A 9,737-nucleotide genomic window follows, 5' to 3' on the forward strand; every position below is an offset into this window, starting at 1 on the left:
GGCGTTGCCGATGTGTTCGCCTGGGCGCCGGATCGAAGAGGGGCATGATCGATATCGAAGATTTCGACGATCCGGTCGGCCGTCTCGACCGCGGGCGACCGAGCGACCCCGAGCGGCCCGGCGTCGTTGACCTGAGGGGTAGGGAGGGACTGGCGCCGAGCCTAACCGGTGGGGGGTAGATTACCGGCCGTTTATGTGTATACGCTCAAGCTAATATAAGAGCAAGCTAATGTTTAGCGCGATGCGGGACGTTGCTTTCTGATCAGTGGACGGCCGCCGCTTCCTGGCCGCGCACTCCAACCGACCCAACACCGCTTATTGCCTTCACGTGGCTCGAATGCTGTAACCCAGCCCGAATTCAAGGAGCCTCGATGACCTCACATCCCGACATCCCCGACGCCAGCATGGCCGTCGATGCGGCCGGCATGACAGCCGATGAAGAGCGTGCCGACGAGGCGGATGCCGCATGGCAGGACGATGTTCGCGAGGGGGTGCGGCATATAGGCGATCTGGATTCCCTGCCGCTGTCGCCAGCCGAGCGCGCGGCGGCCGGAGCCGCGGCCACGCGTCACAAGGTTCGCATTCCCAAGGCCTATCTCGACCTGATCGACTGGAGCGACCCGACCGATCCGATACGGCTTCAGGTCATCCCGTCGCCCGATGAACTGACGGAGCAGGAGGGCGAGCTCGACGATCCGATCGCCGACCACGCCTTCAGTCCGGTGCCGAGATTGACGCATCGCCATGCCGACCGGGTTCTGCTGTTCCCGACCTATCAATGCGCGGTCTATTGCCGGTTCTGCTTTCGTAAGGAGTCGCTGACCTCGATCGGCCGGGGTTTTTCGCGCGAGGCGCTGGAGCCGGCCTTCGCCTATACCGAGTCCCATCCGAAAATCCGCGAGGTGATCCTGACCGGCGGTGATCCGCTCTCTCTGCCGGACAAGACGCTGACGGAAATCCGCGCCCGCGTCGAGGCGATCCAGCATGTGCGGCTGTTGCGCATCCACACCCGCGTGCCCGTCGCGCTGCCGTCGCGCGTCACCAGCGGGCTGGTTCAAGCCTTGCAGGGCCGGCTGATGGTCACGGTCGTCACCCATTTCAACCATCCACGCGAAATCACCGAGGCGACCGAGCGGGCCTGCCGCGCGTTGCGGCAGGGCGGCTTCGTGCTGCTGAACCAGAGCGTTCTGCTGAAAGGCGTGAACGATACGGTCGAGGTGCTGGAAGAGCTGTGCCGCGAGCTGATGTATCGCCTTGGCGTCAAGCCCTATTACCTGCATCACGGCGATCTCGTGCGCGGCATGGCGCACCGGCGCACCAAGATCGCCGAGGGCCAGGCGCTGGTCAGCGCCTTGCGGGCGCGCCTGTCGGGCATCTGCAACCCCGTCTATGTGCTGGACCTGCCGGACGGCGGAGGGAAAGTGCCGCTCGGCCCGTGCTATGTCGAGGCGCGGGACGGGGAGACCTGGCGTATACGCGGGCAGGACGGGGCGGTGAGGGTGTATAGGGAAGTTGTTGGGGAGTAGGAGACGCGCAGCCGCCGTCAGGCCGGGCCACCTGAATGACGTGCGATGCAGCCCTGTTGATAACGGAAGCATGCATTAACCGCTGATCCATTTGGTGCTTGCGCAATCGCTGAAATGGTGAAAACGTTGGTCCGGGGTAATGGGTTAGGGGAGTTCGTCCCGGCGCAAGTTCCGGGGCGGCGCAGAAAAATCATGAACTTTCCACAGTTCCTGGTGGGGCTGACCACCACGTCGTCCATCGTGGCGATCTCGACTTACTTTGCAACGGGTTCAATCTGGAAGACGTTCGCCTGGACGATCTTGACCTTGATCATCATGCAGGTTGGATATTTCCTGTTCGTCGTCCGGCTGGTCTACAGATCCGGGGCGAAGAACGCGGAGGCAAATCCGCGGCGTCTAAGGGCGGTGCCGCCGAACCGTCGAGGTCGCGTTCAGCTTAGGCAGTAACGTTCCATATAGATATCATGGTCTAGACAGGACATGTTCGGTTCTGGGAATGTGCATTGGACGTTCCGCTAGTTTAGTCAACTAATATATATCGCCTGACTGATGTCGTCGTTTTTGGGCTAGCAGGAAAACCCTGCCTGCTGCTTGTACGATGGTGCCTGAGGCCACATTTTACAACCGGCTGGCAAAGCTCCCTTTTGTTGATGTCAGCCTGATCCGGCTGGTGTTTCGATGCGGCGTCGAGGCTATACAGCGGTTCAACCGGCGGCATCGAGACGCATTCGGCCGGTCGAAGAGGGTTGTGGTGATCGACGGAAACGTGATCTTGCTGATCGGCAGCGCGCCCGATGTGGTGCGTTGCCCGGCCTGGCCCAGGCAGCCTTCGGCAAGATCGTCGCCATCAACAACGCTTGGCGCGTGCGCCCCGACTGGGATTTCCTCGTCCATGCCGGCGATTTCCCGGCGGAACGGATGCCGCAAGGCGGCGGTGGAGGCGAGCCAGCCGAAGCTGCCAATCTCCCCCTTGTGGTTTTGTGGGGGAGATGCCCCGCAGGGCAGAGGGAGGCGCGAAGGATCGCGGCCTCCCGTTTAGCGCATGCCAGCCGAAGGCTGCCTGAACTATCGCCAGGGCAGGTCGGCGGGACGGCGCTCCCCTGCCGGACATCTCCCCACGAGCGAGATCGGCGCGTCATCGGCTTAGCTTTTGGCCGCCTCGAGCTTGTCCTGCGTCTTGGTCTCGAAATCGCTGGCGTCATGGCGCTCGTGCAACTGCATCGAAGGTTCGCCGAAGGTGCGGTTGACCATGCGGCCTCGCTTGACCGCCGGCCGCGCGTCGATGGCGCCGGCCCAGCGCTGCACGTTCTTGTACTGCTCCACCTGCAGGAACTCGCCGGAATCATCATACATGCGGCCCTTGGCCAGCCCGCCATACCAGGGCCACACGGCAATGTCGGCAATCGTGTACTCGCTGCCGCCGAGAAACTCGCTTTCGGCCAGGCGCCGATCGAGCACGTCCATCTGCCGCTTGGTCTCCATGGCGAAGCGGTCGATGGCATATTCGATCTTCGTTGGCGCATAGGCGTAGAAATGGCCGAAGCCGCCGCCGAGATAGGGCGCCGAGCCCACCTGCCAGAACAGCCATGACAGGGCCTCGGCGCGCGCCGGCTGCTCTGTCGGCAGGAATTCGCCGAATTTTTCGGCGAGGTAGAGCAGGATCGAACCGGATTCGAAGATGCGGACCGGCTTTTTCCCGCTGCGGTCCAGCATGGCCGGGATTTTGGAGTTGGGGTTGACCTCGACGAAGCCGCTGCCGAACTGGTCGCCATCGTTGATCCTGATAAGCCAGGCGTCGTATTCGGCGCCGCTGTGGCCGAGCGCCAAAAGCTCTTCCAGCATGATTGTCACCTTGACGCCGTTCGGTGTTGCCAGCGAATAAAGCTGCAGTGGATGCTTCCCGATCGGCAGTTGCTTGTCATGCGTCGGGCCGGCGATCGGCCGGTTGATGCTGGCGAAAGCGCCGCCATTTGGCTTGTTCCAGGTCCAGACTTTTGGCGGCGTGTATTGGTCCGTTGTGTAGTCGTTCATTTGGGAGGCCTTTGGAAAGGTGGATTGGGGGGATTGGGGAGAATATCAGCGTCTCAAATTGGGTAATGGCGGAGGAACTTTGCATAGGGCAGTTGGGGATAGCCGTAGGTACAGATAGGGCTGCCGGCGCTGTTGCAAAACCCCGGAGCGAACGGCGCGGCGGCCGGTGCACGCAAAGCCGGCGCCGCCCCTTGCGCCTGGTCACCTGCGCCATACCTATAGCCCATATCAGCCTGCGGACATTGCCGGGAACCAAAGCATGAATATCGAGCCCCTTTTGCGATCCATCGTGGCCGTCCGCGCCACCGTCCCCGAAGATGCCTTCACGGCAGACGCGCTGGGCACCCGCCGTGAAGGCAGCGGCGTGGTCATCCGCGGCGACGGGTTGGTGCTCACCATCGGCTATCTCATCACCGAGGCCGAGGAGGTCTGGCTGGCCGACCAGGACGGCCGCGTGGTACCCGCCCATGCGCTTGCCTACGACCAGGAATCGGGCTTCGGCCTGGTGCAGGCGCTGGCGCCGCTCGGGCTGCCCGCCATCGCGCTCGGCGATGCGTCCAGGGCGAAGATTGGCGATCCCGTCGTGCTCTGCGACGGCGTCGGCCGCTCCGTGCGGGCGCGAATCGTCACCAAGCAGGAATTCGCCGGCTATTGGGAATATCTGCTCGACGAGGCGATCTTCACGGCGCCGGCTCACCCCTCATGGGGCGGCGCCGGCCTGATCGGCGCCGATGGCAGGCTGCTCGGTATCGGTTCGCTGCGCCTGCAGATGAGCCGCAACGGCGAGGTCGCCGACATCAACATGGTGGTGCCCATCGATCTGCTGCCGCCCATCCTCGACGATCTGCTGACGCGCGGACAGGTCGCCAGGCCGCCGCGGCCGTGGCTCGGCGCCTTCTCGGCCGAGAGCGACGGCAAGGTCGTGGTGATGAGCGTCGCCGAGGGCGGTCCGGCCGCCCAGGCGGGCCTGCGTCAAGGCGATGTCATCTCGGATGTCCGCGACACGGCGGTCGATGGGCTTGCCGATTTTTATCGCAAGCTTTGGAAGAGCGGTCCGGCGGGCGCCGAGATCCCGCTCCGGGTGCTGCGCGACGGCCGCGAAACCTGGCTGCGCGTCAAATCCGCCGATCGCAACAGCCTGCTATGGAAGCCGCCGCTGCAGTGAGGCAACCGAGACCGTTCACTCTCCGCAAGCGCTGAAGCCGGTGCCCGGGGTCCATTCCGCGAATGGGATGACTTTGCCTTCGACCGATACGGTCGCGTGCCTGGTGGTGCCGTCCGCCAGCTTCCTGCTACTTTTGGCCTTGCCGGTCAGCACATTCTAGTCGCAGTCGCCGGCAACATTGTCGTCCATGTAATCCCATACTCGTAGGCGAAACCGGCGACGACGAACGTGGCGTTGCGCCAGGCAAGCGTCAGCGTCTTGCTGGTCCGCTCGCTGCCGATCTCCATCGCCGGGATATAGAGCTTGATCGAGCCGTTGGGGAGCGCGGTGAGTTCGGGCTCGGTGTCGGATGCGGCGGGACCCGGCCGGTCGTAATCCTTCCATTCGCCGTAGATCTGTTCATGCACGACCCCCGCAGGTCTGAGAAAATTGCCGTCGCGCTCCCTAAGGAAGAAATGCAGGTCCATGGGATGGCCGGGCTCGGTCTCGACGATCATCGCCAGATCGGCGGCGCCGTCGCCGTTCCAGTCGCCGGTCGCCGCCGTGATGATCTTCTGCGTCTCGATCGGCTCCGCGAGGGCGGCGGTCGGCAGCAATAGGACCAGACCGAATATTGCCGATCGCATGTGAAATCCCCCGAGCTTGGGCGGGCCTGAGACGAAAGCGCTTCTTATGAGGCCCGGCTCTGCCGCGTCTCGGAGCGGCTTGTCTCGTTGAGCAAACGGCAGAGCGAAACCGCTTCACGACGGCTCAGGCCGATCAGCGCGATTTCCGAAAATTGCGCCGGCAGATCGTGAACGATGTCCCACACCATCCATCGGCCGTTCGGCTCCATAACACATTCGTAGCGCAATCGTTGTTGCTGCATCCGACCCCCGGCTTTGCTCACCGGACTGGTACAGTGTCGAGGTAAATGAGTTATTGCGCGCGAGAGTATTCCGCGGCTATCAAAACCGTGCGTTGAATCCGGCAGAAGCGGGCGCGGCAAGCAGAGGCCGGCGCCGGGCCGACGCTGCCGATACTCTCGACAAGGCGGCAGGGCAGGGAGGCTTCTGGCGTGAACGGCGGCTGCCGCCAAAAGTCGATCAGGCGTTGCGGCTAGCCATATGCGCGTCGAGCTTCCTCCTCGAGGGGCCGTAACGCTTGATGATGGTCGCGGCCTCGCTTTGCGGGATGCCGTATTTGCGGGCAAAGGCAGCGACCTCGTAAGGCTCTTCGCCGGAGACCAGTTTGCGATCCTGCTTGGTCTTGGATTTGTCGTCGGCCATGGCGTCCTCCATCACATCTGGTCGTTATAGGGCTCCTTGGTCCGGCCGACCATCCTGGCCAGTTCGGCAAAGGACGGTACGCCGGTTTCGCCCTGGGCATTGTTGGCCGCCTGCAGCAGCCTGAGCGGAAAGCAGACGGCGTCGCGGTTGGATGGCGACATGTCTTCATAGAGACGCTCGTCGCTGGTCATCGCCGCCTCTGCCCGGCGCAACGCCATGTCGACCTCGTCGACCGATAACAGGCCCTTGTGGACCAGCGCGTTGTTGACGGCCGCGATCGCCATCATCAGTCCTTCGAGCTGGAGATTGGCGACGTTCATCGTCTTGCGTCCTTGCCGGGCTTCCTGGCGGTGGTCTTGCGGTCTGGCCGGATCGCTGCGCGCGGCGGGTTCTGGCCTTCCGAATGCCGGGTCTTGTCGTCGAAATCGTCAGCCGGCCTGGTCAATCCCATGCCGCCGGGCGGCGGCTTGTTGCCGGCCGCATCCTGCGAGAATTCGTCGGCCGCGTCGGGGCGCGTCTTTGCCGGATATTTCCTCGCTCCGGTCTCGTAGCGGTTCGGGTCGTCGGCCATGTCCTGTGCTCCGGTTGGGATGAGCAGATAACTTTCATGCGGCGGCAGCGGTTCCGTGGCGAAATCGACATTGCCGGTGCCGCAGCCTTAGCAGTCTGTCCGGTTTTCGTGCATTCTTGTGCATGCCAACGATGCTTCGCTCCGACGCGCCGGCAAAATGCTGCTCCTATTGCGGCGGGCGCGACCATGACTACGAGGATTGCCCGAAGCGCAAAAGCGATGCCGAGAAGGAGACGCCAAGCAATGCGCAGGATCGAAGGTGAGGTGAGGCGAAAGCCATCAAGGCTCGCGCCGCCGCAATCGCCAACAATCCGCTGCTGGTCGAACTGACCAAAGCGGAGAGATGGAACGGCGAATTGCCGAAGTCGATGATTCCGGGTTCGACAGTACCGTTCCTCGAACTCAGCACGCCTGCCGCAGCATCGAACTGAGGTGCGGCGCCGCGGCGAAAACCAGATCAGGGCGGCGGCGTGGTAGCCGTTCCTGGTTCGGTTACGGCTGAAGCACAGCGCCTCGGGCGGTTGCTTGCGTTTGCCCGAGAAAAGCCGTCAGCAGCTGCATTCCCGCCGGCCAGTCGCCGAGCCCGCTGTCGCCATTGATGTGGCCAAGCGGTCCGGCGATATGGAGATCGCTGCCCCAGCGCTCGGATTTCGCCCTGACATAGTCCAGCGAGCCGTAGGGATCATTGGTGCTGGCGACAATCAGCGACGGAAAGCGAAGCCGTTGTTGCGGCGCGTCGGCGAAGGCCCGGGCGGAGGAAGGGAAGGCCGGCGACGCAGGGTCCGGAACCGCGACCAGCAATGCGCCGCTGATCTCGCGGGGGGAGATCTGCTGCCAGTGTACGACCAGCAGGCAGCCGAGGCTATGGGCGACGAGCACGGGTGGTGTCTTTGCCAGGCCTATAACGGTGTCCAGCGCAGCCACCCAGTCGTCGAAGTCCGGCGCGTCCCAGCTCGCCGGGTTGAACCGCCGCATCGCGGGCCTTGCCTGCTGCCAATGCGTCTGCCAGTGGGTTTTGCCCGATCCGCCGATGCCCGGCACAATGATGAGGTCAGTCATACGAAGCCTTCTCTCCTGATGCAAGGCGCGCAATTCTAGGTCTTCTCCCAGGCGGCGGAATGAGAGATCATCGGAAAGCGGCGAAAAAATCCGATGGATTAAAGGCGATCATGCGGAACGGCGATTATCGGCCAAGGCTCGATCCCACCGATCTGGCGATCATCGAGATCATGCAGGAGGATGGCCGCATCGGCATCTCCGAGCTTGGCCGCCGCGTCGGCCTGTCCCAGCCCGCCACCTCGGAACGGGTGAAGCGGCTGGAGGAGCGCGCCATCATCACCGGTTACAAGGCGGTGATCAATTCGGCAGCGCTCGGGCTCGGCACCATGGCGGTCATCCGCCTGCGCACCACGCATGAGCATATCCAGGCCTGCCTGAAGAAGTTCGCCCAATTGCCGGAGGTGGTCGAGGTGCTGCGGGTGACCGGCGAGGATTGTTTTCTGGTCAAGGTCGTGGTCCCGTCACCGCCCGATCTTGAAAGCATCGTCGACAGCATCGGCCACTATGGCACGGTGACGACAAATGTGGTTCTGCGCGCCGAGCAACCGAAGCGGCTGGGACGCGAATTGATAACCAGGGCCTGACCGTCTAGCGCTTGGTCGGCGTATGCCCGACGGCATTGGCGAACGAGATGCCACCCTTGATCTCGCGCATCGCCATCGAGGTGATCGTGCGCCGTACGCCGGGGAGCCGGCTGAGCTCCTCGCGCAGCATCCTGTCGAGCGCCATCATGTCGACGGTGACGATCTGCAGGAGATAGTCGGCCTCGCCAGTCGTGGCGTGGCAGCGGCGGATCAGCGGATGCTTTTTGACCGCCGCCTCGAAAGCGTCCGACAGCTCGAAATCGATCGACACCTGGATGAAGGCCTCGATGCCGAAGCCGAGCTTGGCCGGGTCGATGCGGGTCGAGTAGCCGCGGATGACGCCGGCGTCCTCGAGCGCCTTGACCCGCTTCCAGCACGGCGTCTTGCTCAAGCCGACCTCGTCGGCAAGCGCCGCAAAGGAGATGCGGGCATCGCGTTCGAGTGCCGCGACGATCTTCCGGTCGACCGCATCCAGCATCATTCGTTCTTCCAATCTGCTTCAGAGGCAGCGTTTGTCCTTCATTTTCTCGAAAATCGAATAACAGAAAGGGACAATGTTCGGCAAGAAAGCGATTAGATTCAGGGAGACCGGGATCCAACAAGCGCCTGCGGCCCGACGGCCGGGGCAAGGAGCATGGCCATGGACAAGCAGGACCATTATGCCCGCATCGAAACGCCTGAGATGCGCGACTATGGCGTCTACCTCAAATGCGACAGGCTGCTCGCCTGCCAGAAGCCGCTGGCCGAGATGGTCAATGCCGACGAGCTGCAGTTCCAGATCGTGCATCAGGTCGAGGAGCTGTGGATGAAGCTCATCGCCTACACGCTGGTCGATGTCGTCGATTTCTTGGAAAAGCAGGACACGCATCGCATCATCACGCTGATGGGGCGCGTGCACCGGCTGATGCGGCTGATGACGGCGCAGCTCGACCTGCTCGAAACCATGTCGCCCAAGGAATACCAGCAGATCCGGCTGCAGCTCGGCAATGGCAGCGGCCAGGAATCACCGGGCTTCAAGCAGCTGCTGCGCCTGCCGCCCGATCTGTGGCGAGCCTTCAAGGCGTCATACCTCGACGGCCGCGGCCTCTCGGTCGAAGACGTCTACGATACCGGCTACGATCACGGCGACAGCTATGTCGTTGCCGAAGCGCTGGTCGAGTTCGACGAGCTGTTCCAGAAATTCCGTGCCAACCACCTCTACCTCATCCACCGCACGATCGGCCTCGGCGCGAAATCGCTGAAGGGCCGGCCGGTCGAATTGCTGGAGGCCGGCGCCCGCCACCGCTTCTTCCCGGAACTGTGGGACATACGCTGCGCGATGACCGACCGCTGGGGCAGCCAGTATGGAACGGTACGGGAGCCGATCAGCCAGCCGGGCGCCAAGGTGGGGTAGCTCCAGGCTCGGGGTCCGCGCCCCCCCCCGCGCCGGGGGGGGGGGGGGGGGGCGGGCCCCCGCGGGGGGGGGGGTGGGTTTTGGGGGGGGGGGGGGGCCGGGCGGGGGGGGGGGGGGGGGGGGGGGGGGGGGGGGCGGCG

General features: G+C 63.7%; 14 protein-coding genes. 6 read left to right on the forward strand and 8 right to left on the reverse strand.

Translation table 11 applies throughout. The annotated features are described in order from the left end of the window. The first annotated feature begins 44 nt into the window (after positions 1 to 44). The 3 genes from AC0L2P_RS23205 to AC0L2P_RS23215 all read left to right on the forward strand — a co-directional run bounded on the left by AC0L2P_RS23205 (position 45) and on the right by AC0L2P_RS23215 (position 1,973). Entirely contained in the window at positions 45 to 179 is a 135-nt protein-coding gene (locus AC0L2P_RS23205) for a hypothetical protein (RefSeq protein WP_473504366.1), read from the forward strand. A gap of 246 nt (positions 180 to 425) precedes the next feature. Further along, positions 426 to 1,526, forward strand: coding sequence for a KamA family radical SAM protein (locus AC0L2P_RS23210; protein WP_473504456.1), 1,101 nt, complete (start codon positions 426 to 428; stop codon positions 1,524 to 1,526). Between the two features lie 192 nt (positions 1,527 to 1,718). Further along, positions 1,719 to 1,973, forward strand: coding sequence for an exopolysaccharide production repressor protein (locus AC0L2P_RS23215; RefSeq protein WP_473504368.1), 255 nt, complete (start codon positions 1,719 to 1,721; stop codon positions 1,971 to 1,973). A 171-nt stretch (positions 1,974 to 2,144) separates the two neighbouring features. Here the strand turns inward: AC0L2P_RS23215 and AC0L2P_RS23220 are convergent, their stop codons facing one another. Next, positions 2,145 to 2,420 (reverse strand): hypothetical protein, encoded by a 276-nt coding sequence (locus AC0L2P_RS23220; RefSeq protein WP_473504370.1) that lies wholly within the window; start codon positions 2,418 to 2,420, stop codon positions 2,145 to 2,147. A 249-nt stretch (positions 2,421 to 2,669) separates the two neighbouring features. Continuing rightward, positions 2,670 to 3,557 (reverse strand): glutathione-dependent disulfide-bond oxidoreductase, encoded by an 888-nt coding sequence (yghU, locus tag AC0L2P_RS23225; RefSeq protein WP_473504372.1) that lies wholly within the window; start codon positions 3,555 to 3,557, stop codon positions 2,670 to 2,672. A gap of 259 nt (positions 3,558 to 3,816) precedes the next feature. On the opposite strand from yghU, the gene AC0L2P_RS23230 reads away from it, so the two are divergent. Beyond that, entirely contained in the window at positions 3,817 to 4,722 is a 906-nt protein-coding gene (locus tag AC0L2P_RS23230) for a S1C family serine protease (RefSeq protein WP_473504374.1), read from the forward strand. Positions 4,723 to 4,868: 146 nt separating this feature from the next. Here AC0L2P_RS23230 and AC0L2P_RS23235 read toward each other — a convergent pair whose 3' ends face one another. The 5 genes from AC0L2P_RS23235 to AC0L2P_RS23255 form a co-directional block, all read right to left on the reverse strand. Next, positions 4,869 to 5,348: a hypothetical protein gene (locus AC0L2P_RS23235; RefSeq protein ID WP_473504376.1), complete on the reverse strand. Its 480-nt coding sequence runs from the start codon at positions 5,346 to 5,348 to the stop codon at positions 4,869 to 4,871. 459 nt (positions 5,349 to 5,807) lie between these two features. Beyond that, positions 5,808 to 5,990, reverse strand: coding sequence for a DUF3606 domain-containing protein (locus AC0L2P_RS23240; RefSeq protein ID WP_023675702.1), 183 nt, complete (start codon positions 5,988 to 5,990; stop codon positions 5,808 to 5,810). Between the two features lie 11 nt (positions 5,991 to 6,001). After that, a complete protein-coding gene (locus AC0L2P_RS23245; protein WP_023675703.1) occupies positions 6,002 to 6,310 on the reverse strand; it encodes a hypothetical protein in 309 nt (102 codons plus the stop codon). Then, positions 6,307 to 6,561, reverse strand: coding sequence for a hypothetical protein (locus AC0L2P_RS23250; protein WP_473504378.1), 255 nt, complete (start codon positions 6,559 to 6,561; stop codon positions 6,307 to 6,309). Before AC0L2P_RS23250 ends, AC0L2P_RS23245 begins: the two co-directional genes overlap by 4 nt. 492 nt (positions 6,562 to 7,053) lie before the next feature. Continuing rightward, on the reverse strand, positions 7,054 to 7,620 hold the full coding sequence (locus AC0L2P_RS23255) for an RBBP9/YdeN family alpha/beta hydrolase (protein ID WP_473504380.1): 567 nt from the start codon (positions 7,618 to 7,620) through the stop codon (positions 7,054 to 7,056). A 110-nt stretch (positions 7,621 to 7,730) separates the two neighbouring features. On the opposite strand from AC0L2P_RS23255, the gene AC0L2P_RS23260 reads away from it, so the two are divergent. Next, positions 7,731 to 8,204, forward strand: coding sequence for an Lrp/AsnC family transcriptional regulator (locus AC0L2P_RS23260; protein WP_473504458.1), 474 nt, complete (start codon positions 7,731 to 7,733; stop codon positions 8,202 to 8,204). 4 nt (positions 8,205 to 8,208) lie between these two features. On the opposite strand, the gene AC0L2P_RS23265 is transcribed toward AC0L2P_RS23260, so the two are convergent. Continuing rightward, positions 8,209 to 8,685, reverse strand: a complete 477-nt coding sequence (locus tag AC0L2P_RS23265) for an Lrp/AsnC family transcriptional regulator (RefSeq protein ID WP_473504382.1) — start codon at positions 8,683 to 8,685, stop codon at positions 8,209 to 8,211. A gap of 159 nt (positions 8,686 to 8,844) precedes the next feature. Between AC0L2P_RS23265 and AC0L2P_RS23270 the strand changes: the two genes are divergently transcribed. Continuing rightward, positions 8,845 to 9,597, forward strand: coding sequence for a tryptophan 2,3-dioxygenase family protein (locus tag AC0L2P_RS23270; protein ID WP_473504384.1), 753 nt, complete (start codon positions 8,845 to 8,847; stop codon positions 9,595 to 9,597). Positions 9,598 to 9,737: the final 140 nt, after the last annotated feature.

The organism is Mesorhizobium sp. WSM4836, from assembly GCF_055811815.1.

Bases quoted from the DNA above. Each gene is read 5' to 3' on its own strand.
- AC0L2P_RS23250 (WP_473504378.1), bottom strand. From the start codon at position 6,561: ATGGCCGACGACCCGAACCGCTACGAGACCGGAGCGAGGAAATATCCG.
- AC0L2P_RS23260 (WP_473504458.1), top strand. From the start codon at position 7,731: ATGCGGAACGGCGATTATCGGCCAAGGCTCGATCCCACCGATCTGGCG.
- AC0L2P_RS23235 (WP_473504376.1), bottom strand. From the start codon at position 5,348: ATGCGATCGGCAATATTCGGTCTGGTCCTATTGCTGCCGACCGCCGCC.
- AC0L2P_RS23265 (WP_473504382.1), bottom strand. From the start codon at position 8,685: ATGATGCTGGATGCGGTCGACCGGAAGATCGTCGCGGCACTCGAACGC.
- AC0L2P_RS23240 (WP_023675702.1), bottom strand. From the start codon at position 5,990: ATGGCCGACGACAAATCCAAGACCAAGCAGGATCGCAAACTGGTCTCC.
- yghU (WP_473504372.1), bottom strand. From the start codon at position 3,557: ATGAACGACTACACAACGGACCAATACACGCCGCCAAAAGTCTGGACC.
- AC0L2P_RS23245 (WP_023675703.1), bottom strand. From the start codon at position 6,310: ATGAACGTCGCCAATCTCCAGCTCGAAGGACTGATGATGGCGATCGCG.
- AC0L2P_RS23270 (WP_473504384.1), top strand. From the start codon at position 8,845: ATGGACAAGCAGGACCATTATGCCCGCATCGAAACGCCTGAGATGCGC.
- AC0L2P_RS23205 (WP_473504366.1), top strand. From the start codon at position 45: ATGATCGATATCGAAGATTTCGACGATCCGGTCGGCCGTCTCGACCGC.
- AC0L2P_RS23255 (WP_473504380.1), bottom strand. From the start codon at position 7,620: ATGACTGACCTCATCATTGTGCCGGGCATCGGCGGATCGGGCAAAACC.
- AC0L2P_RS23220 (WP_473504370.1), bottom strand. From the start codon at position 2,420: ATGGACGAGGAAATCCCAGTCGGGGCGCACGCGCCAAGCGTTGTTGAT.
- AC0L2P_RS23210 (WP_473504456.1), top strand. From the start codon at position 426: ATGACAGCCGATGAAGAGCGTGCCGACGAGGCGGATGCCGCATGGCAG.
- AC0L2P_RS23215 (WP_473504368.1), top strand. From the start codon at position 1,719: ATGAACTTTCCACAGTTCCTGGTGGGGCTGACCACCACGTCGTCCATC.
- AC0L2P_RS23230 (WP_473504374.1), top strand. From the start codon at position 3,817: ATGAATATCGAGCCCCTTTTGCGATCCATCGTGGCCGTCCGCGCCACC.